Origin of the sequence: Tistrella arctica (assembly GCF_039630945.1) — a bacterium.
In the GTDB taxonomy this organism is placed as follows: Bacteria; Pseudomonadota; Alphaproteobacteria; order Tistrellales; family Tistrellaceae; genus Tistrella; species Tistrella bauzanensis.
Map to the genome: position 1 here is coordinate 85184 of NZ_JBBKTV010000007.1, position 26193 is coordinate 111376.

At 67.1% G+C, this 26193-nt stretch carries 21 protein-coding genes; 20 read left to right on the plus strand and 1 reads right to left on the minus strand.

Annotated elements, in window-relative coordinates; translation table 11 throughout:
• The first annotated feature begins 21 nt into the window (after positions 1-21).
• The 10 genes from murD (at position 22) to lpxC (ending at position 12818) form a co-directional block, all read left to right on the plus strand.
• A complete protein-coding gene (gene murD, locus WG924_RS16650; RefSeq protein ID WP_345934222.1) occupies positions 22-1500 on the plus strand; it encodes a UDP-N-acetylmuramoyl-L-alanine--D-glutamate ligase in 1479 nt (492 codons plus the stop codon).
• Positions 1497-2621 (plus strand): FtsW/RodA/SpoVE family cell cycle protein, encoded by a 1125-nt coding sequence (locus WG924_RS16655; RefSeq protein ID WP_345934223.1) that lies wholly within the window; start codon positions 1497-1499, stop codon positions 2619-2621. The genes murD and WG924_RS16655 overlap by 4 nt, the downstream gene beginning before the upstream one ends.
• Positions 2618-3856: an undecaprenyldiphospho-muramoylpentapeptide beta-N-acetylglucosaminyltransferase gene (gene murG / locus WG924_RS16660; protein ID WP_345934224.1), complete on the plus strand. Its 1239-nt coding sequence runs from the start codon at positions 2618-2620 to the stop codon at positions 3854-3856. Before WG924_RS16655 ends, murG begins: the two co-directional genes overlap by 4 nt.
• Positions 3853-5301, plus strand: a complete 1449-nt coding sequence (gene murC / locus WG924_RS16665) for a UDP-N-acetylmuramate--L-alanine ligase (protein ID WP_345934225.1) — start codon at positions 3853-3855, stop codon at positions 5299-5301. Before murG ends, murC begins: the two co-directional genes overlap by 4 nt.
• A 32-nt stretch (positions 5302-5333) precedes the next feature.
• A complete protein-coding gene (gene murB, locus WG924_RS16670) occupies positions 5334-6308 on the plus strand; it encodes a UDP-N-acetylmuramate dehydrogenase (protein WP_345934543.1) in 975 nt (324 codons plus the stop codon).
• Complete coding sequence (locus WG924_RS16675) at positions 6305-7216, plus strand: D-alanine--D-alanine ligase (RefSeq protein WP_345934226.1); 912 nt, start codon at positions 6305-6307, stop codon at positions 7214-7216. Before murB ends, WG924_RS16675 begins: the two co-directional genes overlap by 4 nt.
• On the plus strand, positions 7204-8157 hold the full coding sequence (locus WG924_RS16680) for a cell division protein FtsQ/DivIB (protein WP_345934227.1): 954 nt from the start codon (positions 7204-7206) through the stop codon (positions 8155-8157). Before WG924_RS16675 ends, WG924_RS16680 begins: the two co-directional genes overlap by 13 nt.
• 110 nt (positions 8158-8267) lie before the next feature.
• Positions 8268-9503 carry a cell division protein FtsA gene (ftsA, locus tag WG924_RS16685; protein WP_345934229.1) on the plus strand — a complete coding sequence of 412 codons (1236 nt, stop codon included), beginning with the start codon at positions 8268-8270 and terminating at the stop codon, positions 9501-9503.
• 114 nt (positions 9504-9617) lie between these two features.
• Positions 9618-11213 carry a cell division protein FtsZ gene (gene ftsZ, locus WG924_RS16690; protein WP_345934230.1) on the plus strand — a complete coding sequence of 532 codons (1596 nt, stop codon included), beginning with the start codon at positions 9618-9620 and terminating at the stop codon, positions 11211-11213.
• A gap of 636 nt (positions 11214-11849) precedes the next feature.
• Entirely contained in the window at positions 11850-12818 is a 969-nt protein-coding gene (lpxC, locus tag WG924_RS16695; protein ID WP_345934231.1) for a UDP-3-O-acyl-N-acetylglucosamine deacetylase, read from the plus strand.
• Between the two features lie 168 nt (positions 12819-12986).
• Here the strand turns inward: lpxC and WG924_RS16700 are convergent, their stop codons facing one another.
• Positions 12987-13475 (minus strand): helix-turn-helix domain-containing protein, encoded by a 489-nt coding sequence (locus WG924_RS16700; protein WP_345934232.1) that lies wholly within the window; start codon positions 13473-13475, stop codon positions 12987-12989.
• A 903-nt stretch (positions 13476-14378) separates the two neighbouring features.
• On the opposite strand from WG924_RS16700, the gene WG924_RS16705 reads away from it, so the two are divergent.
• From WG924_RS16705 to WG924_RS16750, 10 genes are all read left to right on the plus strand, one after another.
• Positions 14379-15254 carry an outer membrane protein assembly factor BamD gene (locus WG924_RS16705; RefSeq protein WP_345934233.1) on the plus strand — a complete coding sequence of 292 codons (876 nt, stop codon included), beginning with the start codon at positions 14379-14381 and terminating at the stop codon, positions 15252-15254.
• An 80-nt stretch (positions 15255-15334) separates the two neighbouring features.
• Entirely contained in the window at positions 15335-17017 is a 1683-nt protein-coding gene (recN, locus tag WG924_RS16710; RefSeq protein WP_345934234.1) for a DNA repair protein RecN, read from the plus strand.
• 121 nt (positions 17018-17138) lie between these two features.
• Entirely contained in the window at positions 17139-19241 is a 2103-nt protein-coding gene (gene ligA / locus WG924_RS16715) for an NAD-dependent DNA ligase LigA (RefSeq protein WP_345934236.1), read from the plus strand.
• Between the two features lie 88 nt (positions 19242-19329).
• Positions 19330-19839, plus strand: a complete 510-nt coding sequence (locus WG924_RS16720) for a MaoC family dehydratase (protein ID WP_345934237.1) — start codon at positions 19330-19332, stop codon at positions 19837-19839.
• Positions 19836-20339, plus strand: coding sequence for a PaaI family thioesterase (locus tag WG924_RS16725; protein ID WP_345934238.1), 504 nt, complete (start codon positions 19836-19838; stop codon positions 20337-20339). The genes WG924_RS16720 and WG924_RS16725 overlap by 4 nt, the downstream gene beginning before the upstream one ends.
• A 398-nt stretch (positions 20340-20737) precedes the next feature.
• Positions 20738-21919 (plus strand): aromatic ring-hydroxylating oxygenase subunit alpha, encoded by a 1182-nt coding sequence (locus tag WG924_RS16730; protein ID WP_345934239.1) that lies wholly within the window; start codon positions 20738-20740, stop codon positions 21917-21919.
• A 193-nt stretch (positions 21920-22112) separates the two neighbouring features.
• Positions 22113-23372 carry a radical SAM protein gene (locus WG924_RS16735; RefSeq protein WP_345934240.1) on the plus strand — a complete coding sequence of 420 codons (1260 nt, stop codon included), beginning with the start codon at positions 22113-22115 and terminating at the stop codon, positions 23370-23372.
• Entirely contained in the window at positions 23369-23848 is a 480-nt protein-coding gene (locus tag WG924_RS16740; protein ID WP_345934241.1) for a hypothetical protein, read from the plus strand. The genes WG924_RS16735 and WG924_RS16740 overlap by 4 nt, the downstream gene beginning before the upstream one ends.
• Before the next feature lie 59 nt (positions 23849-23907).
• A complete protein-coding gene (locus WG924_RS16745) occupies positions 23908-24660 on the plus strand; it encodes a Phenylacetic acid catabolic protein (RefSeq protein ID WP_345934242.1) in 753 nt (250 codons plus the stop codon).
• Positions 24661-24870: 210 nt separating this feature from the next.
• Positions 24871-25986 carry a ferritin-like domain-containing protein gene (locus WG924_RS16750; RefSeq protein WP_345934243.1) on the plus strand — a complete coding sequence of 372 codons (1116 nt, stop codon included), beginning with the start codon at positions 24871-24873 and terminating at the stop codon, positions 25984-25986.
• Positions 25987-26193 lie beyond the last annotated feature (207 nt).

The window sequence follows — 26193 nt, forward strand, 5'->3', positions numbered from 1 at the left end:
GCCGCTGAAAGAACGCCGCTGATGACCGCCACCGACATCCGTCCAGCCATCCATGAGGCAGCAGCCCCCGCCACACCGGTCGTCCCGGGTGTGGCGGGGGCGCGCGTGGTCGTGGCCGGGCTGGCGCGGTCGGGGCTGGCGACCATCCGCGCCCTCCGCGCCGGCGGGGCCGAGGTCGTGGCCTGGGACGATGCCGAGGCGGCGCGTGTGGCCGGTGCCGCCGCCGGTGCCGCGATCGCGGCACCCGATGCCATCGACTGGTCGGGCGTGGCGCTGCTGGTGGTGGCCCCCGGCCTGCCGTTGCATTTCCCGCGCCCGCATGCGGCGGTGCGCCATGCCCGGGCCGCCGGGGTGGCGATCACCGGCGATGTCGACCTGCTGTTTGGCGCCTGCGGCGCCGCCCGCTATGCGGCGATCACCGGCACCAATGGCAAGTCGACCACCACCGCATTGCTGGGCCATGTGGTGAGCCGGCTGGCCGGCACGCCGGTTGCGGGCGCGCCGGCGCAGGTGGCTGTGGGCGGTAATCTGGGCGTGGCGCCGCTGGATCTGCCGGCGCTGGGTGCGGGAGGCCTGTATGTTCTGGAGCTGTCGTCCTATCAACTGGATCTGACCCGGACATTCGCGCCGGCGGTGGGCGTGCTGCTCAATCTCAGCCCCGACCATATCGACCGGCATGGCGATTTCGCGGGCTATGTCGCCGCCAAGCGCCGGTTGTTCGATCATCAGCCGGCCGGTGCCGTCGCGATCATCGGTTGCGATGACGGCCCGTCGATCGAGGTGTTCGATGCGCTGGCCGCCGAAGGCCGGCTGCGGGCGATTCCGATCGCCGCCACCCGGCCGGTTGCCGGCGGTGTCTGGCTGGACGAGGCGGGCCAGTTGATCGACGACCTGAACGGCCTGGCCCGGCCGGTGATGTCGCTTGACGGCATCGATACGCTGCGTGGCCGCCATAACGGCCAGAACGCGGCGGCGGCCTATGCCGCGGCGCGGGCGCTGGGGCTGGCATCCGACGATATCGTGGCCGGTATCCGCAGCTATCCGGGCCTGCCACATCGCCTTGAGACCGTGGGGCGGCTGGGCGGCTGCGTGATCGTGAACGACAGCAAGGCCACCAATGCCGAGGCGGTCCGCCCGGCGCTGGAGACCTTCGAGCGGATCTACTGGATCGCGGGCGGCGTGCCCAAGGCCGGCGGCATCGCGATGCTGAAGCCGTGGTTCGACCGCATCGCCCATGCCTGGCTGATCGGTGATGCCGCCGAAGGCTTCGCCGCGACGCTTGGCGGCGACGTGCCGTGGACGATCGCGGGCACGCTGGACGTGGCGCTGGATCAGGCGCTGGCGGCGGCCGATGCCGCGGGCGATACGGCCGAGGGCGCGCAAGGGGTGGCGGTGCTGCTGTCGCCGGCCTGCGCCTCGTTCGACCAGTACAAAAGCTTCGAACATCGCGGCGACGCCTTCCGGGCGCTGGTCGCGGCACGGCTGGAGGGACGGTCATGATTGCATTCGCCCGCACCGATACCAGCCTCGTCGCCCGCTGGTGGTGGACGGTCGACCGGGTCACGCTGCTGCTGATCCTGCTGCTGATCCTGGCCGGCATCGTGCTGACCATGTCGGCATCGCCGGCGGTGGCCAACCGGATCGGCGCGCCGACCTATCATTTCGTCTTCCGTCAGGCGATCTTCGTGATCCCGGCGATCATCGCCATGGTCGGGCTGTCGCTGCTGACGCCCGAACAGGTGCGATCGGTGGGGGCGATGGGCTTCGGGCTGTTCTTCGTGCTGCTGGCGCTGGTGCCGATCGCCGGTACCGAGATCAAAGGCGCGCGTCAGTGGATCGGCGCCGGGCCCATCGCCTTGCAGCCGTCCGAATTCATCCGGCCGTTCTTCTGCATCGTGGTGGCCTGGGCGCTGGCCGATGCCCGCATCCGGCGCAACCTGATGGGCTATGCCCTGACCGTGGTGGCGCTGCTGGGCGTCATCGGCCTGATCGTGATGCAGCCCGATTTCGGCATGACCATGCTGGTGGCCGGCACCTGGGCGGTGCAGGTCTTCGTGGCCGGGTTGCCCTGGCTGCTGGTCGCGATCGTCCTGGGCGGGGCCGTGGCCGGGCTCGCCGGCGGCTATCTGATGCTCGATCACGTCGCCAGCCGTATCGACCGCTTCCTCGATCCATCGACCGGCGACAGCTATCAGATCACCACCTCGTTGTCGGCGATCCAGAATGGCGGGTTGATCGGCCGCGGTCCGGGCGAGGGGCTGGTCAAGGCGGTGCTGCCCGATGCCCATACCGATTTCATCTTCTCGGTGACCGCCGAGGAATTCGGCGTGCTGGCCTGCCTGCTGATGATTTCGGCCTTCGCCGGCATCATCATCCGCGGCTATATGCGGATGATGCAGGAACGCGATCTGTTCGTGGTGCTGGCGGTATCGGGGCTGCTCGGCAGCTTCGGGCTTCAGGCATTCATCAATATGGGTGTGGCGGTGCATCTGATGCCGACCACCGGCATGACCCTGCCGCTGATTTCCTATGGCGGCTCGTCGCTGGTCGCCACCGCCTGCGGTCTGGGCATGATGCTGGCGCTGACCCGCCGGCGCTATATGGAAGGGAGCGGGCGATGACCGGCCGGCATCCCACCCCATCCGATCGCTCGGCGCGCGGCCGCATCGTCGTCACCACCGGTGGCACCGGCGGCCATGTGTTCCCGGCGCGGGCGCTGGCGGCCGAGTTGATCCGGCGCGGCTGGACGGTCGATTTCGCCACCGACGCCCGTGGCGTCGCCCATGTCCGCATGCCCGAGGGCGTGACCGTTCATGCGCTGCCGGCCGGCGGCGTGTCGGGGATGGGTCTGGCGCGGCGGGTGCGGGGTGCCGTCGACCTGCTGCGCGGCGTGGCGCGGGCGCGGGGCCTGCTGCGCCGGCTGGCGCCGGCCGCCGTGATCGGCTTCGGGTCTTATGCGGCGCTGCCGGCGACCCTGGCCGCGATGCTGCTGAAGCTGCCGGTCGCCATCCACGAACAGAACGCGGTGCTGGGCCGTGCGAACCGGCTGCTGGGCCGGCGGGCGCGACTGCTGGCACTGACGGTTGCCGATACCCGCGCGGTGCCGGCCGGTGCCGCCGGCCGGGTGCGGATCACCGGCAATCCGGTGCGGGCCGAGATCGCCCAGATCGGCGAGGCCGGTTTCGTGGCGCCGGCGGTGACCGGGCCGTTCGTTCTGCTGTCGACCGGTGGCAGCCAGGGCGCCCGGTTCCTGGGCACGGTGCTGCCGCAGGCGGCGGCGATGCTGCCGGCGGCGCTGAAGGCGCGGATGCATCTGGTGATGCAGGTTCGGCCCGAAGACATGACGGCGGCCCGCGCGGCGCTGGACGGCCAGGGTTTTGCCGCGGTCGATCTGGCGTCGTTCTTCACCGACATGCCCGACCGGCTGGCGGCGGCGCATCTGGTGGTGGCGCGGTCGGGCGCATCCACCGTGGCCGAACTGTCGGCTGCCGGGCGGCCGTCGCTGCTGGTGCCGCTGCCGGGGGCGATCGACGATCACCAGACCGCCAATGCCCGTGCCCTGGTCGATGCCGGTGCTGCCGTGGCCCTGGCACAGGCCGAGGCGAGCCCTGAGCGGCTGGCCGCCGAGATCGCGGCTCTGGCCGATGATCCGGCGCGGCTTGGCCGGATGGCGCTGGCGGCACGGGGCGTCGCGCGAACCGATGCCGCCGCCCGGCTGGCCGATCTGGTCGAGGCCCTGGCGGCGGGCCGGCCGCTTGGCGCGGATCGTCCGGCCGAAAGCACCGCCACCCTGTCCGTCAACAAGTCCCCGGAGCACCACGAACGGCGCCTGCCGGGGCGCGAGGAGATCGCATGAGGCGCATTCCGCTCACCATCGGCACGCTGCATTTCGTCGGCATCGGCGGGATCGGCATGTCGGGCATCGCCGAGATCCTTCAGGGTCTGGGCTATGACGTGCAGGGCAGCGACATCGCCGAGAACGCGAATGTCCGCCGCCTGCGCGCGCGGGGCGTGCCGGTCGCGATCGGCCATGCGGCATCGAATGTCGAGACCGCGAGTGTGGTGGTGGTGTCGTCGGCGATCCGCCAGGACAATCCGGAACTGGTGGAAGCGCGCCGGCGTTTTCTGCCGGTGGTGCGGCGCGCGGAAATGCTGGCCGAGTTGATGCGCCTGAAATCGGCGGTTGCGGTGGGTGGCACCCATGGCAAGACCACCACCACATCGCTGGTGGCGGCGGTGCTGGATGCCGGCGGTATCGATCCGACCGTGATCAATGGCGGCATCATCAACGCCTATGGCACCAATGCCCGCCCGGGTGAGGGCGAATGGATGGTGGTCGAGGCCGACGAGAGCGACGGCACCTTCCTGAAGCTGCCGGCGACCATCGCCATCGTCACCAATATCGACCCCGAGCATCTGGACCATTACGGCAGTTTCGCCGCGGTACGCGAGGCGTTCCGGACCTTCGTCGAGAACATCCCGTTCTATGGCCTGGCGGTGCTGTGCAGCGACCATGCCGAGGTCCAGGCCCTGATCGGTCAGGTTCAAGACCGGCGGATCGTGACCTATGGCTTCAATCCGCAGGCCGATGTCCGCGCGATCGATGTGCGCCACGACATCGACGGCGCCCGCTTCACGGTGGTGATCCGCGATCGCCAGACCGGCGACGAACGCCGCATCCCCGATATCCATCTGGCGATGCACGGGCCCCACAATGTGCAGAATGCCCTGTCGGCGATCGCCGTCGCCGACGAGTTGGGGATCGGTGACGATGCGGTGCGTGGTGCTCTGGCGGGTTTCGCCGGGGTCAAGCGGCGCTTCACCGTCACCGGCGAGACCAATGGCGTGCGGGTGATCGACGATTACGGCCATCATCCGGTCGAGATCGCGGCGGTGCTGCGGGCGGCGCGGGGTGTGGCCGGCGACCGGCGGGTGGTGGCGGTGGTGCAGCCGCATCGCTACAGCCGGCTGATGAGCCTGTTCGAGGAATTCTGCACCTGCTTCAACGATGCCGACACCGTGGTGGTGGCCGATGTCTATGCCGCGGGCGAAACCCCGATCGAGGGCATCGACAAGGACGCGCTGGTGGAAGGCCTGCGCGCGCGCGGCCATCGCCATGTCGTGCCGCTGACCGGGCCTGAGGCGCTGGCCGGGGTGGTGGTGGCGATGGTGAAGCCGGGCGACATGGTGGTCTGCCTGGGCGCCGGCAATATCACGGTGTGGGCCGAGAAGCTGCCCCGCGAGATGGCGGCGGTGGCGGCCGGCGAGGCTGCCGCCGAACGGAAGGGGGCATCTGCGTGACCGGATATCCCGCCCATATGCACGAGCGTCGGATGCGCATCGCCGGTGATCGGGACGGCGCCGCCGCCCTGCCGGCAATTGCCGCCCGGCTGCCGGCGGCACGCGGGCGGGTGACGTTCGGGGCCATGCTCGACCGCGTGACCTGGTTTCAGGTCGGCGGCCCGGCCGAGGTGCTGTTCAAGCCGGCAGGCACCCAGGATCTGGCCGGGTTCCTGGCCGGTCTGCCGGCGGATGTGCCGGTGACCGTGATCGGGGTGGGGTCGAACCTGCTGGTGCGCGATGGCGGGGTCGACGGCGTGGTGATCCGGCTTGGCCGCGGCTTCGTCGAGATGGAGGTCGACGGGACCGAGATCGTGGCCGGTGCCGGTGCGCTGGATGTCAACGTGGCCGAGATCGCCCAGCGCGCAGGCCTGTCGGGGCTGGAATTCCTGTCGGGTATTCCGGGCACGATCGGCGGCGCCCTGCGGATGAATGCCGGTGCCTATGGCGCCGAGATCGCCGACATCCTGGTGTCGGCGACGGCGGTCGACCGTCAGGGGCGGGTGCATGAGGTGGCGGCGGCCGATCTGGGCCTGAGCTATCGCCGCACGGCAGCACCGTCCGACTGGATCTTCACCGCGGCACGGCTGCGGGGGGTGACTGGCGATGCCGCGCGCATCCGGGCACGGATGGACGAGATCCGGGCCGCGCGGGAAGACAGCCAGCCCGTCCGCTCGCGGACCGGCGGCAGCACCTTCAAGAACCCCGAAGGCGCCAGGGCCTGGGAGTTGATCGACCGGGCCGGATGCCGGGGGCTGAGCCTGGGCGCGGCCCAGGTCTCGGAGCGGCACTGCAACTTCCTGATCAACACCGGCGGTGCGACCGCCGCCGAGATCGAGGCGCTGGGTGAAGAGGTGCGGGCGCGGGTGCGGGCGCTGACCGGCATCGAGCTTGGCTGGGAAATCCGGCGGATCGGCCGGCCGGGTGACGCGGCCGGTCAGAACAGCGAAGACGGGAGCGGGTCATGACCCTGCATGTGGCGGTACTGATGGGCGGCATGTCGGCGGAACGCGAGGTTTCGCTGAGCAGTGGCCGTGCCTGTGCCGACGCCCTGCGCGGCGAGGGCTATGTCGTGACCGAGATCGATGCCGGCGCCGATCTGGGCGCGCGTCTGGCCGAGATCCGGCCGGATGTGGTGTTCAATGCGCTGCATGGCCGGTTCGGCGAGGATGGCTGCGTGCAGGGTGTGATGAACCTGATGCGCCTGCCCTATACCCATTCGGGCGTGCTGGCATCGGCGATCGCGATGGACAAGCCCGTGGCCAAGCGCCTGTTCGCCGCGGCCGGCCTGCCGGTCGCCGACGGCCGGGTGATGATGATCGACGAGCTTGGCAGCGACCATCCGATGCCGGTGCCTTACGTGGTGAAGCCGGCGCAGGAGGGATCGAGCGTCGGCGTCCGCATCGTGCGCGACGACAGCGAGACCCCGCTTGGCAACCGCAGTTGGACCCACGGGCCGATGGTGCTGGTCGAGCGTTACATCCCGGGCCACGAATTGACGATCGGGGTGATGGACGGCCGGCCGCTGGGCATCACCGAGATCCGGCCGCAGCAGAGCTTCTATGACTATGAGGCGAAATATACCGATGGCCGCGCCGTTCATCTGGTTCCGGCGCCGGTGCCCGAGGCCGTGGCCAGCCGCGCGATGGAGATCGCGGTGGCGGCGCACCATGCGCTGGGCTGCCGCGGTGTCAGCCGGTCGGATCTGCGATGGGACGACAGCCTGCCCGGCACGGACGGGCTGATCCTGCTGGAAGTGAACACTCAGCCGGGCATGACGCCGCTGTCGCTGGTGCCGGAACAGGCCATGGCCGCCGGAATCAGCTTTGGTGAACTGGTCAGATGGATGGTGGAGCACGCCGCATGCGACGCCTGAATACCGACGACATCCGCGTCAAGCGGGTCACCAGCCATGGTTTCGAGGGCGCCGACGACGCGGCGATCCTGGCCGAAGCCCTGCGCCGCCGCCGCCGCCGACCGAAATGGTTGCGTCCGGCGGTCACCTGGGGCCGCAGGCTGGCCGTCACCGCCGTGATCGGCGGTGCGGGCTGGTGGCTGTGGTCGTCGGGCACTGCCCAGGCGGCTGTGGATGGGGCGCGGTCCTTCGCTGTGGTTCAGGCCGGGGCACTCGGTCTGGCAGTGAAGGAAATCTACCTCGAAGGACGATACGAGACCAAGCCAGGACAAGTGCTCGGGGCAATGGCTGTTGACCAGGGTGCGCCGATGTTGTCGCTCGATCTTGATCAGATGCGCCTGCGCCTTGAACAATTGCCCTGGGTGGAGCGCGCATCTATCGAGCGGCGCTGGCCTGACACGCTTTACGTGCGCATCCGCGAACGCCAGGCCGCAGCGCTCTGGCAGGTCGGCGACGGCCATATTCTGGTCGACCGCAAGGGCGCGCTGATCGAGGGCGTCGATGTCGGCCGCTTCGCCTATCTGCCGGTGGTGGTGGGCGATGATGCACCGCAACTGGTGGCGCCGCTGCTGGATCTGATCGAAACCGCGCCCGATCTGGCCGATCAGTTCGTGGCCGGTGTCCGGGTCGGCGGGCGGCGGTGGGATGTGCACCTGAAGGACGGCGTGGTGGTGCGCCTGCCGGCGACCGGCGCGGCCGCTGCCTGGCAGCGTCTGGCGGCGGTTGAAAAGGAGCACGGCATTCTGGAACGGGCGATCACCGCCGTCGACCTCAGGATCGCCGGCCAGTTCGCGGTGCGGCTGACCGATGCGGCCAGCCTGGCCGAACGGATGAAGCCGGTGATCAAGCGACCACCGGCCAAGGCGGGGGTGGCGGCCACCGGCCCCGGCCTCGACGCCTGACGACGCACGATACGGCACGACACGCACCAGACGACCCGAACGATAACGCGCAGATCCCCGACAGGGCGGCAAACGGCCCGCAGGATCATGGATGGAAGGTGGGACCAGGAATGGCGAAGGGGCGCGGCGGCCTGATTGCGGCACTCGACATCGGCACCACCAAGGTGGTCTGCTTCATCGCCGAAGGCGACGGGCATGGCCGCTGGCGGGTGCGCGGCATCGGACATCAGGCGGCGCGCGGCCTGCGTGCCGGGCTGATCGTCGATATGGTCCAGGCCGAGGCATCGATTCTGGCGGCCGTGCATGCGGCCGAGCAGATGTCGGGCGAGACCATCGAGCGGGTGGTGGTGGCCCTGCCGTCGACGGTGATGGCAAGCCATCTGATCGATCTTGAGGTCGAGATCGCCGGCCACGCGGTCGCCGATGCCGATATCCGACGGATCTATACCGAGGGGCGGCGCATGTTCGCGGGCGACGAGCGCGCGGTCATCCATGCCCTGCCGGTCGATCATTCCATCGACGAGGCCGGCGGCATCCGGGACCCGCGCGGCATGTATGGCGAGCGGCTGGGCGTCAGCATGCATGTCATCACCGCCCAGTCGAGCCCCTGGCGCAACCTTGAGCTGTGCATCGCCCGCTGCCACCTGGAAATCGAATCGGTTGTCGCCTCGCCCTTCGCCGCCGGTCTGGCCTGTCTGGTGGATGACGAGCGCAACATGGGCACCACCGTGGTCGATATGGGCGGCGGCAGCACCACCATGGCCGTGTTCTTCAACGGCAGCGTCATCCATGTCGACGGTTTCGGCATCGGCGGCCTGCATGTCACCCGCGATATCGCCCAGGTGCTGGAAACCCCGCTGGTTCATGCCGAGCGGATGAAGACGCTGTACGGCTCGGCGATCGCCACGCCATCGGATGCGCGGGAACTGATCGAACTGCCACGGGTCGGTGAGCCTGATGGCGTGCAGAACGTGCCGCGCTCTCTGTTGGTCAACATCGTCCGGCCGCGGATCGAAGAGACCCTTGAACTGATCCGCGAGCAGCTTGAAAAAAGCGGCCTGGCCGATGTCGGCGCCAAGCGCGTGGTGCTGACCGGCGGCGCGTCGCAGCTTCAGGGCCTGCGTGAACTGGCGGGCCGGGTGCTGGGTCGTCAGGTCCGGCTGGGCCGGCCGATCGCGGCCTCGGGCGAGATCGAGCAGTCGGGTGGCGCCGGCTTCTCGGTGGTGACCGGGTTGATCGCTCATGCGGTGGCCGATTGGGGCGAGGTGGGCGAGCGTGACGCCGGACCCGATGCCGGCCGCGGCACCCTTGGCCGGCTGGGACGCTGGCTGAAGGCGAACTTCTAGATGACCGGCGGGGGTCAGACGGTCTGACCCGCGTCCCAAAGTTTCCGGGATCCTGCGACGGCGATCTGCGGCAGGGTCCATCGAGCAAAGTCCGAGCGACCAGGAGGCAACACAATGTCCCTTAATCTCAGCATCCCCGACAGCATGCAGTTGACCCCGCGTATCACCGTGATCGGTGTCGGCGGCGCCGGCGGCAATGCGGTCAACAATATGATCAACGCCCAGCTTGAGGGCGTTGAATTCATCGTCTGCAACACCGACGCCCAGGCCTTGAGCCAGAGCCAGTCGGAGCGGCGCATCCAGCTTGGCCACCAGATCACTCATGGTCTGGGTGCGGGCGCGCGCCCTGAGGTCGGCCGCGCGGCCGCCCAGGAGACGATGGAAGAGATTTCCGAATATCTCGACGGCAGCCATATGGTGTTCGTCACCGCCGGCATGGGTGGCGGCACCGGCACCGGTGCGGCACCGGTGATCGCCCAGGTCGCCCGCGAAAAGGGCATCCTGACCGTCGGTGTGGTGACCAAGCCCTTCCACTTCGAGGGCACCCGCCGCATGCGGCTGGCCGAGACCGGCATCGACGAGCTGCAGAAGTATGTCGACACCCTGATCGTCATCCCGAACCAGAACCTGTTCCGGGTGGCCAATGAGCGCACGACCTTTGCCGATGCGTTCAAGATGGCCGACGACGTGCTGTATGCCGGGGTGCGCGGCGTGACCGATCTGATGGTCATGCCCGGCCTGATCAACCTGGACTTCGCCGATATCCGGACCGTGATGAGCGAGATGGGCAAGGCGATGATGGGCACCGGCGAGGCCGGTGGCGACAACCGTGCGATCGAGGCCGCCGAGGCAGCGATCTCCAACCCGCTGCTCGACGACGTGTCGATGAAGGGCGCGCGCGGCGTGCTGATCAACATCACCGGCGGCGGCGACATGACCCTGTACGAGGTCGACGAGGCCGCCAACCGCATCCGCGAGGAAGTCGACCCCGACGCCCACATCATCTTCGGCTCGACCTTCGATCCCAGCCTGGAAGGCACGGTTCGGGTGTCGGTCGTGGCAACGGGCATCGATGCCGAGGAAGTCGCCCGCCAGCGCGCCCGCCGCGAACAGGAAGCCGAAGCCGCCGCCCGTGGCCAGGCCCAGGCCAATGCGACCGCGCAGGCCCAGGCCCGCGCCGATGCCCAGCAGGCGGCCGCCATGCAGCATGCGCCGCAGATGGCCGCCGGCGGCGGCATGAACCGTCAGCGCCCGGCGATGGAAAGCCAGGCGCCGGTCATCACCACCACCCGTGGCGATGCCCGCGGCGGCCAGCCGCAGATGCCGCGTGGCGAGGTGGATGATGGCAGCTTCATTGCGCCGGAGCCGGTGCGGGCGCCCGAGCGTCCGGCCCATGCGGCCCAGTCGCATGGTGAGGCGCATGATGGCGCGCTGAACCTGCCTGCCGCCGCCCGCGTCACCGAGCCGGCCAGCCGGTCGGTGGTCGATGACCGCCCGGCCACCGAAGCGGCCCCCCGCAAGCTGTCATTCCTGCAGCGGATGACGGGTGGCCATCGCCGCGAGGCCGACGTGCCGCCCCGCCCGGCGGACGAACAGCCCCGTCGCACGCCGCGGCTGGATCATGTTGAAGGCTCTGCCGCCCCGCGCGCGGCCGAAGAGGAGACCGACCTGCTGGAGATCCCGGCCTTCCTGCGCCGTCAGGCCAATTGAGCCCTGTGACCTGACGGGTGCCATCCCCGGGCCGGCCGGCCGCTTCTGCGGCCTGTCGGGGCCTGGTGGGGGATGCCTGCCGGGGCCTGGGGGATGGCGCCCCCGCCATAGACGACCCGGTCTGCCGCGATCTGCCCGCGGTGGCCAGGTCTGCCGATGAAGCCGGCCGCACCGACGGATCCGCGCGACGATCGCGTTCTGCCATCTTGGGCGGAGGCGGTGCGCAGCCGTGGTGCCCCGGGCTGCAAGCCTGCGCGTCCGGTCGCTCGGAAGCGCGCAGACGGGCGCCGGCTCGTGCCGTGACGGCACGGGCCGGCGTCTTCTTTTTTCGAAACGGCGTTTTTTCCAATCGCCACCGGGGCGAGCGGTCCCCCTGGCCGTCATGCCTGCCCGGCGATGTCACGGCTGATGACGGCGGTGCTGTTACAATTGGTAACAAAGAGTGATTTGTGAGCTGACGCGCGGCTTGCTACCTGTTCACTGACGGATCCCGACATGGATCCACGCTGGCCGACAGATGGCCCGCCTGCTTCGGCAGACCACGACGATCTGCAAGACGACGGTGTCGCACCGCAGATCGACCCATTGCCGAACAGACGTGCTGACCGGCCGCATTTGTGAACGGAGCCTTTGACCGTGTACCTCAACGACATCCACGACAGCGCCGATTTCTTCCGCCGTGCCGCGCCCCTGGGCGTTGTCCGTCAGCGGACGCTGGCCGTGCCGATGCGGTGCAGCGGCATCGGTCTGCATAGCGGCATGCCCGTCGAGATGATCCTGCGCCCGGCGCCGGTGGACAGCGGTATCCGCTTCCGCCGGAGCGATCTTGGGGGCGTGATCGTGCCGGCGCGGCATGACACCATCATCAACACCCGGCTGTGCAGCATGTTGGGCGTTCCGGCTATGGGTGACCGGCCGGCGGCGAGCGTGTCGACGGTTGAACATCTGATGGCGGCGCTGGCCGCGGCCGGGATCGACAATCTGCTGGTCGATATCGACGGGCCGGAAGTGCCGGTGATGGATGGCAGTTCGCGCCCCTTCCTGTTCCTGATCGACTGCGCGGGCGTCACCGAGCAGGCGGCGGCGCGCCGCTTCATCGAGGTGCTGAAGCCGGTCGAGCTGGAGCAGGGCGCATCGCTGGTGCGGCTTGTTCCCGCGGATCGCTGGATTCTGGACGTCACGATCGACTTCGAAAACCCGGTGATCGGCCGTGAGCGGATCGAGCTTGAATTGACCGCGAACGGCTTTGCCAGCGAGCTGGCTGCGGCCCGCACCTTCGGATTTGCTCATGAGGTGGAGCAGATGCGGGCGGCGGGCCTGGGCCGCGGCGGGTCGCTGGACAATGCCGTGGTGGTCGATGGCGGGTCGGTGCTGAACCCTGAGGGCTTGCGCTATGCCGACGAGTTCGTGCGCCACAAGGCACTGGATGCGGTGGGCGATCTGTATCTGGCCGGTGCACCGCTGCTGGCACGCTTCGAGGGGCTGGCCCCGGGGCATGGGGTGAACAACGCCCTGTTGCACAAGATGTTCGCCGATCCGACGGCGTGGCGCTATACCGAATGCGTCGCAGAGGCCGGCCAACTGCATCAGGTTGCGGCGGCCTGAGCCGCGAACCGCCGCGACCACGTCGCTGCAGCCGTATCGCAGGGTGGACCCTCACCCGACACAAAAAAGCCCGCGCCGTTTCCCTGGGACGGCGCGGGCTTTTCAGTGGTCTTCGATCGGCCATGCAGGCGTGGGCATGACAGGGCCGTGGCGTGCCACCGGCGACGGCTACGATCTCTCGCGGTCGTCGGCCAGCAGATTGTCCACGTCCAGATCTGGCGCGAGCGGTGTCCCGTCGCGACGTCCGCCTTCTGACAAGGCCTTGATCAGGCGAATGATTGCCGTCCGCAAGGTCTGGTCGGTGATATCGGTGAAGTAACGGACAAGCTCGATCGTCGACCGGTTCTTGCCGCCATGTTCCTTAGGCGCATCCAGATCTATACTGTCCGCGATCTCTTCGAGGCCGTCGAAGAAGAAAGCAACTGGCACCCCAAGTTTGGTTGCAATTTCATAAAGACGGCCAGCACTGACCCGATTCAGGCCAGTTTCGTATTTCTGCACCTGCTGGTACGAAATATCGAGCGCTGCCGCCAGATGTTCCTGTGTCATGCCGAGCAGCGTCCGCCTCAGACGGATACGCTCTCCGACAAAATTATCGACACGTCTTGCCAGTTCCCCCATAGCGCAGGCGTCTCTGTGCATGTTTTTGTTGCTCATATTTGCGGTCGCATGAACAGGTTTGTCAAACAGAACTTCGAGTAATCATTCTTGTTCGCCGAACAGACATAACGGGCACGGAAACAATCGCCAGAGATGTTCGTGCTAGAAAGTGACTTCTTCACATAATACCGTCGGTTGCTCAGGGATTCTTTCGCACGCTTCAAATTCATCGAACCGGAGCTTGCAGCGAAATGCATGAATATATTCTCCGGCCTGCATCGACAATAAAAGCCGCCATCAAAGAATTGGTTGAAACCAGGCAGCCTCATGAACGCGTAACGGCGTATCATGAATAAAATATTAACTCTGTCGCTGCTTCCAGAAAATGGTCAGGGTTGTGGACCAGACCGTTTCAGCGCCGTCCGGCTGCAATCGAAATGCTGTTTCAAAGTGAGAATTGGGTCATGTCTCGCCTGCGACTTGCGCCCTGAGGATGCGGGGATCGATAGATTATGTGCGCTGTGCTGCCAGTCCGGCATGCGCTGTTCATCTCATCGCGGTCTAAGCCAACGCTGTGCGTTTCTGACGCGCCAATCATATCCGGATATGGCGCCCTGCCGCCTGACGGGAGGCAGACGGCCCGGAGGTGGTAGCCCCCTGTGAGCGGTTTCCAGCGTGATCGGTATGATCGGTATCCCGGTCTCATCGTGCGCAACAGAACGACGCACGGCTGGTCGTCGCCGCCGGCCGGATGCTGCGGCGGGGGGGGAGGCCGTGGCATTGCCGGGGCACGCGCGCATCGATGCGCCACGGCTCTGTTCGTCCGGGACAAGAGTGATATAGTAGCGGCCGCCCGACCCGGGACTGTCGTCTGTGGTGGTTCGGGGGCGGGGCGCCGGCCGGCTGCAGTGGCCGGCAGGGCTTGAGTGCGTGACACCGAGTAAGCGTGACGGGGAGCGGATGGCGAAGGCAGTCGCAACGGAACGGGCGATCGCGATGCGGATGGCGGCACAGGCGGGCCGCGGCCGGAAGATCGCGCGGGCTGGCATCCTGCTGGCGGGCATGACCGTGCTCGCCGCGTGCTCCAGCGACAACGACGAGCCGGTCTATGTGGAACGGCCGGTCGACCAGATCTATAACGAGGCGGCGGGACAGCTCGACCAGGGCGAATATCGCGATGCCGCCCGCAGTTTCGACGAGGTGGAACGCCAGCATCCCTATTCGACCTGGGCCACGGAAGCGCAGCTTATGGCCGCGTATTCGTATTATCAGGCCAATGAATACGAGGATGCGATCGCGGCGGCCCAACGTTTCATCGACCTGCATCCCGGTAATCCCAATGTTGCCTATGCCTATTACCTTGTGGGCCTGTGCAATTATGAGCGGATCTCGGATGTCGGACGCGATCAGGACATGACCCGCAAGGCGATGGAAGCCTTCGAGGAGGTGGTGCGCCGCTTCCCCGACAGCGCCTATGCCCGCGATGCGCGCCTGAAGATCGATCTGGCCCGAGACCATCTGGCGGGCAAGGAGATGCAGATCGGCCGCTATTATCTGACGCGCGGCATGTATATCGCGGCGATCAACCGGTTCCGCACCGTGGTTGAACGCTATCAGACCACCACCCATGCGCCGGAAGCCCTGCACCGGCTGACCGAGGCCTATCTTTCGCTCGGCATCGAGCGGGAGGCCCAGACCTCGGCCGCCGTGCTGGGTTACAACTATCCGGGCAGCGAGTGGTATGAGGACAGCTATGCCCTGCTCACCGGTCGCGACCTGCGCCCGATTGAAGACAAGGGTTCGTGGATCAGCCGGGCCTTCAGCTCGGTGTTCTGATCCGTCGTCTCGAATGGGTCGGGCAGGGCCCGCGCGACTGACCGCGCCTGGGCCCGCCCGCAACCGTCACGGAAGGCCGGATGCTCGCAAGCCTCTCGATCCGCGACGTCGTTCTGATCGACCGGCTGGATCTCGACCTGGGGTCCGGTCTCGCCGTCCTGACCGGTGAAACCGGTGCCGGCAAATCCATTCTGCTCGACGCGCTGGGCCTGGCGCTGGGTGCGCGCGGTGACAGCGGGCTGGTCCGCGCCGGCGCGACGCAGGCATCGGTTACCGCCGTCTTCGAGCTGGCCCCTGGCCATGCGGTCTGGGCCGTGCTCGACGAACAGTCGATCCCCGTCGAGGCATCGCTGACCTTGCGCCGTGTGGTCACCGCCGATGGCCGCAGCCGCGCCTGGATCAATGATCGGGCGGTGGGTGTCACGCTGCTTCGGCAGATCGGCGATTATCTGGTCGAGATCCACGGCCAGCATGATCAGCACGGCCTGCTGGATCCGCGCACCCATCGCGATGTGCTGGACCAGTTCGGCGGCCACGATGCCTTGCGCGCGGCCACCGCGCATGCCTTCCGCGAGATGCAGGCAGCCGATGCCGCCCGCGATCGCGCCGAGGCCGAGGCCGAGGCGGTGCGCCGTGAAGAGGATCATCTTCGCACCAGCCTTGCCGACCTGGTGAAGCTGAAGCCTGAGCCGGGCGAGGAGGCCGATCTGGTCGCCCGCCGCCAGCGGCTTCAGAATGCCGACCGGGTGGTGTCGGCGCTGAATGCGGCGCTCGATGCCTTGAACGGCGAACCCGGCCTGGAGATGCGGCTGCTGGATGCCGACCGCGCCCTGCAGCGCCTGCCTGATGCCGATACCGAGCCGCGGGTGGCGCAGTTGCGGGCCGGGCTGGAACGGGCCTCGATCGAGATCGGCGAGGGTGTTGCGGCCATCGAGCGGCTGATGGCCGATCTGGATCTGGGCGAAGACAGCCTGGAAGCGGTGGAAGACCGGCTCTATGCCCTGCGGGCGGCCGCGCGGCGCCATCAGGTGACGACCGAAGACCTGCCCGAATTGTCGCGGCACCTCCGCGAACGGCTGGATCTGATCGATGGCGGCACCGGCGGTGTCACCAGACTTGCCGCCGTCGCCACGGCCGCGCGTGCCGCCTATAAGACGGCGGCAGCCGCCCTGTCGACGGCGCGGCGCGGCGCGGCCGATGCCCTGGTGACGGCGATTTCCGCCGAACTGGTGCCGCTGCGTATGGGCCGGGTGGAACTGGCGGTCGCGTTCGACCCTTTGCCCGAGGGCAGTTGGGGGCCCGAGGGCACCGAACGCTGCCAGTTCATGGTGCGCACCAATCCCGGCGCTCCCGCCGGGCCGCTGGCCCGTGTGGCCTCGGGTGGCGAGTTGTCGCGGCTGATGCTGGCCCTGAAGGTGGTGCTGGCACGCACCGCCAGCGCCGGCACCCTGGTGTTCGACGAGGTCGACAGCGGCATCGGCGGTGCCGTCGCCGATGCGGTGGGCGAGCGGTTGCAACGGCTGGGCGGCCATGCACAGGTACTGGTGGTGACCCACAACCCGCAGGTCGCGGCCCGCGGCGACCTGCATCTGAGGGTCGCCAAGCGCGTGGAGGATGGCCAGACGCTGACCGAGGTGCGGGCACTGGACGCGACCGAGCGACGCGAAGAGGTGGCGCGGATGCTGTCGGGCGCCGAATTGACCGCCGAGGCCCGGGCCGCCGCCGATCGGCTGATGAGCCTGGCATCGCGCGACGTCGCCTGACCGACCCCCCCCCTGTGGCGGCACATGCGGGCGTTCCGCCTTGATCCGCGTCCGTCGGCGTCGTACACCTCGCGGCCCCAGCCCAATTCGTCGTCCCGTCTGTTCAGGGAGCCTTCCGGCCATGACCGAGCGCCCAGATATCGCCGCTTCAGCGCAGCCGACATTCGACGAGGCCCGCGCGCAGCACAAGGCGCTGGTCCAGCGGATCCGGTTTCATGACGCCCGCTATTACAAGGAGGCGCAGCCGGAGATCAGCGACGCGGAATACGATGCGCTGCGCGCCGATCTGACCCGGCTGGAGACGCTTTATCCCGAACTACAAACCCCGGACAGCCCCAACCGCATGGTTGGCGCAGCACCTGCCGAAGGCTTTGCCAAGGTCCGTCATGCCCGGCCGATGCTGTCTTTGGCCAATGCCTTCGACGACGACGACGTGGTGGAGTTCCTGGCCCGCGCCCGCAAGGGGCTGAACCTGGCCGAGGATGCGCCGGTCGAGGTGGTCGCCGAAGCCAAGATCGACGGGCTGTCGGCCAGCCTGCGATACGAGAACCGCCGCCTGACGGTGGCCGCCACCCGTGGCGACGGCACCGAGGGCGAGGACATCACCCGCAATCTGCTGACCCTGGACAGCGTGCCCGAGCGCCTGCCCGAAGATGCCCCCGATCTGGTCGAGATCCGTGGCGAGGTCTATATGGGCAAGGCGGATTTCGCCGCGCTGAACGAACGCCGCGCCGCGGCCGGAGAAGCGCTGTTCGCCAACCCGCGCAATGCCGCCGCCGGATCGCTGCGCCAGCTTGACCCCGAGATCACCCGCAGCCGGCCGCTGAAATTCTTCGCCTATGGCTGGGGCGAGCTGTCGGCACCGCTGGCCGACACCCAGTGGGGCGCGCTGGAACGGATGGCGGCCTTCGGCTTCACGGTCAATCCCTTGCGCCAGCTATGCACCAGCGCCGATGACCTGATCGCCCGCTATCGGGCGATCGGCAATGACCGTCACGGCCTGGATTACGACATCGACGGCGTGGTCTACAAGATCAACCGGCTGGACTGGCAGACCCTGCTGGGGCAGGTCGCGCGGGCGCCGCGCTGGGCGATCGCCCATAAATTTCCGGCCGAACAGGCCCGCACCCGGCTGCTGGGCATCGAGATCCAGGTCGGCCGCACCGGCGCGCTGACCCCGGTTGCCCATCTTGAGCCGATCACGGTCGGCGGCGTGGTGGTGGCCCGCGCCACGTTGCACAACGAGGACGAGATCGCCCGCAAGGACATCCGGATCGGCGATCTGGTGGTGGTGCAGCGCGCCGGCGACGTGATCCCGCAGGTGGTGGAGGTGGTGACGACCGAACGGCCGGCGGATGCGGTGCCGTTCGAGGCGCCGACCGTTTGCCCGCGCTGCGGATCGCATGCGGTGCGTGAGCCGGGCGAGGCCATCCGCCGCTGCACCGGCGGGCTGATCTGCCCGGCCCAGGCGGTTGAACGGTTGAAGCATTTTGTGTCGCGTGACGCCGCCGATATCGAGGGGCTGGGCCGCAAGGAGGTCGAGGCGTTTTTCGAGGACGGCCTGATCCGCGGACCGGTGGACATCTACACCCTGCCGCAGCGACAGACCACAGGCGAGATCGACCTGACCAGCCGCGCCGGGTGGGGACAGAAATCGGTCGACAACCTGTTGCAGGCGATCGAACAGCGGCGGCGACTGCCGCTCGACCGGCTGATCTTCGCATTGGGCATCCGCCATGTCGGGCAGAACACGGCCAAGCTTCTGGCCCGCAATTACGGCACGGTTCAGAACTGGCGCGCGGGACTTGAGGCGGCAGCCGACCCTGAAAGCCCGGCACGCGCCGATCTGGATGCCATCGCCGGCATCGGCCCGGTGGTGACCGAGGCGCTGGTCGATTTCATGGCGGAAGCCCATAACCGCGCGGTGCTGGACCGGCTGATCGACGAGATCGAGGTGGTGGCGGCCGACATCCCGGCGCAGGTTTCGGGGGTTCTGTCGGGCAAGACCCTGGTGTTCACCGGCAAGCTTGAGAAGCTGACCCGCGATGCCGCCAAACGCCGCGCTGAGCAGCATGGCGGGACGGTGGCCAGTGCGGTGTCGTCGGCAACCGGTATCCTGGTGGCCGGGGCCGCCGCCGGATCGAAGCTTGCCAAGGCGCGCGACAAGGGGATCGAGGTCTGGACCGAGGACGAGTTCCTGGCGGCGACCGGCGGCGAGGGCTGACGTCGGGCTCGGAAACGGGCATACTCACGCGGATCAAACGTTCGTTTCAAGGGTCCGCGACGAAGAGGCCCCAGGAAAAGGTTTGCCCATGCCTGCCGACACCGTGCCAGCCGGAACCGCATCCGCCGCCAGCGGCCTGCCCGTGACCGATCTTTATTTCGAGGATTTCGCCCCCGGCCAGACCTTCAACACCCCCTCGCGCCACGTGACCGAGGATGAGGTGATCGCCTTCGCCCGGCAGTTCGACGACCAGCCCTTTCATGTCGACCGCGAGGCGGCGGCGGCGAGCATCTATGGCGGCATCATCGCCAGCGGCTTTCATACCCTGTCGCTGGGCTTCAAGCTGGTTCTGGAAGCCCGGATCGTCAGCGGTTCGTCGATGGGCTCGCCCGGCCTGGACGAGATCCGCTGGCTGAAGCCGATGCGTCCCGGCGATACCGTGCGCCTGGTGCTGGAGGTGACCGAGGTGATCCCCAGCCGGTCGAAACCCGATCGCGGCATCGTCAAACTGCTCTATACCACCTTCAACCAGAAGGACGAGGCGATCTGCACGATGCGCGGCATGTGGATGCTGCGCCGGCGGACGGTGATGGCATGAGCGGGGTGGATACCAGAGCGCCGCTGCCGCCATCGGATGCGCCGGCAGGCGCGGCCGATCTGGCATCGGGACTGGATGGTCTGGCCCAGTTGCAGGCCTATATCGACCGGGCGGGCCCGCTGTCGCCGATCGGCGAGACCCTGGGTTTCCGGCTGGTCCGCATCACGCGGGGCGAAGCCGAGATCGCGGCCGAACCCGGCCCCCATGTCCTGAACGGGATGGGCGTCGCCCATGGCGGCTATATGGCGACCCTGCTGGATGCCGCTGTCGCCTGCGCCATCCACAGCCTGATGCCGGCGGGTGTGGGGTCCACGACCGTTGAATTGAAGGTCAACATGGTCAAGGCGCTGCCGTTGAGCGCCGGCCCGGTGCGCGCGATCGGCCGGGCCATTCACACCGGCCGGATGATCGCCACCGCCGAAGGCCGGCTGGAGGATCTGAACGGCACGCTCTATGCCCACGCCACCACGACCTGTGCCGTGCTGCAGCCGCGCGGCTGACAACCCGGCGATCCGACCCTGCGGGGACCGATTGCCATGGATGTCCCGGTATTATTGAGCCACACCGCCCCGGCCCTGCGCAGACGCGCAGGGCCGGGGCTTTTTCTTGATCACAACTCTGGCGTGTCTGTTAACCCTGCCCAGGCAGCCGCCTCAGGGTCAATGGACGAGATTCGCAGCGCTTCTGTCGTATCTTAGCCAATTGTCGCAATACGCGTTCTATCTGCGCAAATATTAATTCCTGCGTTGCAGCGCGACGCAACCATAAGTATATTTCAAGGAGAGTTTGATTCTCAAGGCGCGCCATCCTCCCGTTCCAGGCGAATGATGCATCAGGAATGGTGGGCAGCGGTCATCGCGGCGCCCAATGCCCCAATAAGCATATGTGTGAGGACGCCATGGATCACGCCACACAGGTTCATCTGATCGAACGAGTGTTCGACATGATCGACCGCCGGACGACCGAGATGGATCCGACCGAATATCGCAACCCGGTCAGCCGCTATACCGACCCTGAGCGCTACAAGCGCGAGGTCGAGGTCATCTTCCGGCGCAACCCGATCATCGTCGCCCATGGCAGCGAGCTGCCGAAGCCCGGTGATTACAAGACCATGGACGTGACCGGCATTCCGATTCTGCTGATCCGGACCCAGGATGGCCATGTCAATGCCTTCCTGAATGTCTGCCGCCATCGCGGCACCAAGCTGGTGTGGGAGGAATGCGGCAGCCACAAGCGCAGCTTCGTGTGCCCCTATCATGCCTGGACCTATGGTACCGACGGCAAGCTGGTGGGCGTGCCCGCCGCCGAGGGTTTCCCAAACATGAAGCGCGAGGAGATGGGGCTGAAGCAACTGCATTGCACCGAGCGCTTCGGCTTCGTGTTTGTGCAGGCGGACCCGACCGCGCCCAAGGTGGATGTCGACGCCTGGCTTGGGCCGATGGCGCATGAGCTGGAACATATCGGCACCGCCGATTATGTCGTCTGGCGGCCGGCCCAGCTTGAGAAGAAGACCAATTGGAAGCTGGCGCTGGACACGTTCCTTGAAAACTATCACACCCGCCGCACCCATACGAAAACCATCTGGCCGGTGTTCATGGACAACACCGCCGGCTTCGACCGGTTGTCGCCGCATGCCCGTGTGGTCCTGCCCAAGCGGTCGATTCCGGAAATCCGCGATCAGGATCGCTCCACCTGGAATCTGCGCGATCATTCCACGGTGCTGTACACCATCTTCCCGAACCTGATGCTGGCGGTGCTGCCGGATCACTGCGCGATCTTCCAGGCCTGGCCGGACGGAATCGACAACTGCAAGCTGCCGGCCTACACGCTGGTGCCACCGAAGTATCTGAACAGCAAGACCGCCGAGGACATCTGGTCGAAGAGCATGCATGTCGTCTTCGATGTCACCGAGGAAGACAGCGACCGGTCGGAAGCGATCCAGGCCGGGTTGAATTCAGGCGCCAATGATCATCTGGTCTTCGGGCGCTATGAACAGGCCCTTGCCTGGTTCCACCAGGAAGTCGAGGCGATGCTGAACGGCGACGCGGACTGGGTCCGTTATGCCGAGGCAGCCGAGTAACGGCTGAGGGGGGCGGCGCACCGGTTGCGGCGCACGCCCCCCTCGACAGACCGACAGCGGATGATGGACGACATGCCGGCGTAGGACGCGTCGCGTGGACGCTCCCCACTTGGCCGGCCTATGTCGGCCAGGCGGCCCGTGCCGGTTTCCGCGACCCCCGACGATTCAATCTTATGACGACAGGGGCTGCCTGATGAAGTCCGACGACAATCGCAGTGTCACGCGCGAACGCATGCAACGCCTTGAGACGCTTCTCGATGGCGACGATACATTGCGTGACCGGCTGCAAGCGGTGCTGCGCTTCTCGCGCAAGATCCGTGTCAGCGAATATCACCTGACCAACGCCTGCAACATCCGCTGCAAGGGCTGCTGGTTCTTCGAATACGGCCACGATACCGCCACCCGTGAGGCCAAGGATCTTGAGGCGCTGGAAGCCTTTCTGATCAAGGAAACCAAGGAACGGCGGGTCAATGCCGCCCTGGTGATCGGCGGTGAGCCGACCCTGTTTCCCGACCGGTTGAAGCTTTACGTCAAGCACATGGCGCATGTGACCATCTCGTCGAATGGCTTGCGCCGGCTGCCGATGGAGGGATTCGAGAATGTCGCGGTCGGGCTGACCCTGTTCGGTGGCGGCCCGATGGATGACGAGCTGCGCGGCATCAAGCCGAGCGGCCGGACCTTTCAGGGCCTGTTCGACACGGCTCTGGCCAATTACCGCGACGATCCGCGTGCCGGTTTCATCTATGCCCTCACCGAGAACGGCATCGACCATATCGAGGAGACGGTGGTCCGGATCCGCGACAATGGCAACCGGGTGAACTTCAACTTCTACAGCGCTTATGACACCGATGATCCGACCGGACTGGCGCGGCAGGCGGATCTGCTGGAAGAGGCGTTGCGGGTGCGGGCCAAGTATCCCGACACCGTTGTCAGCACACCCTATTACATCCGCACCATGATCACCGGCCGCAGCCATTTCGGCCGCTTCGGCTATGACGTCTGCCCGTCGCTGTCGCAGGACCACGAGACCCATGCCGATCGGCTGGTGAACGGCAATCCGGTGCTGCCGTTCTTCAACACCTGGGCGGCCGACCTGAAGACGGTGAAGTTCTGCTGCACCTCGGGTCATTGCGATGGCTGTCGCGACAGTCAGGCGGTGATCTCGTGGATGGTGGTCAGCATGGATCGCTTCCTTGAAAGCAAGCTGTTGCTCGAAACCTGGATCGAGATGGCCGAAAGCTACTGGAAGCAGTTCATCTGGGGGCCGTTCCACTGGACCAAGCCCGCCGGCCAGCGCCATGCGGTGCTCGACGTCATCGGCGATGGCCTGGTGTCGCAGGTGACCACCGAGATGGGCTATGGCGAAACCATGCCCAATCCGCTGCATGCGGCCGTACCGGTGTCGCCGGCGGGCGCCGCCAGTGCCAAGGCCGAGGCGGGGGCATTCGCGTGACCGATGCCGGCATGCCGCGGATCCGCGAGGCCGCGGCCCGGCTGTCGGCCGAGCCGGTCTCGATCCACAACGCCATCCGCGTCGAGGCGGCGGGGGCCGACAGTGCCCGCGCCGTCATCGACCGGATCGAGCCCTTCCACAAGGGCGGCGCGGAGCGCGGCCTGATCAATGGCGGCATTCTGCAGGCCTTGCTGGAGCGTGCCATGCGGGCCGCGGCCGCGGCCGCTTTCGAGGCCGGACCGACCCGGCTGGTGTCGCTGGATCAGCGTTGGCTGGGGCCGGTGCTGCCGCGCGGGGTGACCGCCCTGGCGCGGGTCGAGGGCCGCGCCGGCGCGGGCGTCGTGATGGTGCATGCCGAGATTTCCGATGCCCGTGGCGGGCCGCGTGTCGCGGCCGCGGGCATCGTCGTTCATACCGGTGCGGCGACGGTGCGGCCGACCGGTGTCTCCCCTGACGGGGGCGCCAGACCCGCCTGAACCCAGGCGGGTGCCTGCGCGCCCGTTCCACGACCATCTCGTTTGAGAGGAAGACCGCCATGACCGAACAGACCGCTCACGCCGCCGCCCAGGAGCGGCTGAACGTTCCGGACGCCACCGCGTTCCGCGCGATGCCCGACGAGTATCAGGAGCTGGTCATTCACCAGTTGCGCGCCCATACCGAGGGCGAGCTGACCGGCGCCGACGACTATATCCAGATCTTCTATCCGCTGGCGCCCAATGCCTATGAGCGCAAGGTGTGCTGCGAGCGGGCGGCGGAAGAGATGGACCACTATATCCGCGGCAAGCTGGTGCTGGACGAGATCGGCATCGACACCGCCTATATGCTTCAGCAGCATATCGACCAGCGCGAATTCTATCGCACCGAAGGCGTGCGCCGGATCGAGAACTGGCTGGGTCGCGGCATGTTCTCGTTCATCGGCGAGGCGGCGGTGCTGGCGCAGATCCACGAGATGTCGAAGAGCTCCTACAAGCCGATCGCCGACATGTGCACCAGCGTCATCATCGACGAGCACAACCATGTCGCCCAGGGCTATCGGATCGTGTGGGAGATCTGCCAGACCGAGGAAGGCCTGGCCGATGCCCAGAAGATGCTGGAAAAGGCCTGGCCGATCACGCTCGACCTGTTCGGCAGTTCGGAAAGCAAGCGCTCGCCGCTCTATGTGAAGTGGGGCCTGCGCCAGTACACCAACGAAGAGGCGCGCGCGCGTTTCATCAAGCAGATCACCCCCCGGGTGGAGGTGCTGGGTCTGAAGGTTCCCGAGGACGCGGCCAACCGCAAATTCCTCTGATCCGGCCCGATCTGTCCGATGCCGAAGGCTGCGGCCCCGATAGCGGCACCCCGAACCGGTGCGGCGCGGGGCCGCAGCCATCCGGTTGACGTTTACGTCATTCGCGTATAGCGATAATATTCTTCAACCATAAGCCGCGCGACCCTGCCGGTCGTTCGAGGCCTGTCGCCATTCCGGTCCGGAACCGCCTGCCATGGGGAGCATGACACCATGACCGAAGCCACCAGCGTCAGCCGGAGCGGCGCCTTTCGCGCCGTCGGCCCCGCGGGCTTCCTCGACCAGATCCAGGTGCCGCGCTATGCGGAGCGGACGGATCTGTTCGACGAGATCATCGCCGAGACCCACCGCCATTTCTGGGATCCGCTGGATACGGCCTATATCCGGTACGACGAGCCGTTCGATATGGCGACGCAGACTGTGATGCCGGCCCAGATCGTGCCTGAACTGAACAGTTCCGTGGCCGACCGGCTGACCGAGGCGCAGCGGATCTGGTTCGCCAATGAAAGCGCCCGCTGGTGGCTGTCGAGCGTGCTGCATGGCGAGCAGGGGGCGCTGGCCCTGTCGGCCAGCCTGTGTCATGTGCTGAACGATCCGGGCACGGTTGAATATGCGGCCAATCAGGCCCGCGAGGAAGCGCGCCACGTGACCGCCTTCAATTGCTATATCACCACGCGCTGGGGCACACCGCTGCCGGCATCGGAGGTGCTGGGCAATCTGCTGAAGGATCTGGTCGACCAGACCGATGTGCCGCGCAAGATCGTCGGCATGCAGTTGCTGGTGGAAGGTCTGGCGATGGGCATTTTCGCCAGCCTGCACGCCAAAAGCCATGACCCGGTTCTGCGCCGGCTGACCCAGTTGGTCATGACCGACGAGGCCTTTCATCATCGCGCCGGCAAACTGTGGGGCCGTGATGCCCTGCCGATGATGGACGAGAAGGCCCGCAACGGCGTGGAGGATTGGGCCGCCCAGTGCTTCCAGATCCTGATGTTCAACATGCTGCATCCCAGCCAGAAGCAGGCGTTGTACGCGCCGCTGGGCCTGGACTGGCAATGGGTGCGCGACGCGATGAAGGAGAGCTATACCTCCGACGTGCGCCGCGCCGAGATGGGCGAGAGCACCAATGTCTTCCGGGTTCTGGTGAAGACCCTGCTGCATGCCGGCATCATCACCGACCGGACACGGCCGCTTTATGCGCAATGGGTCGATCTGGGCTCGCTGATGACGGAAGGCGAGGCAACCGTCGGTGACGCCATCGCGGCCGAGGGCCTGGCCTTCCTGGCGGGGGTGAACGCCACGCGCCGCAGCCGCCACGATACCGCGGCCTGACCGGCGGCGCCCAGGCCCGGCACCGACAGTCGGCAGAGCATAATGGAAGGCGGCCCCGCGTCTGCGGCGGCCGCCTTCGCCGTTCCGGACCACAAGCCCTTCTGGACCACAAATCTTTCCGGGCCACAAATCTTTCCGGGCCACAATGATCCGTCAGAGCCACCTGAAGGCTTGACGGGATTTACTGAATAAGATTAATTTAATGTT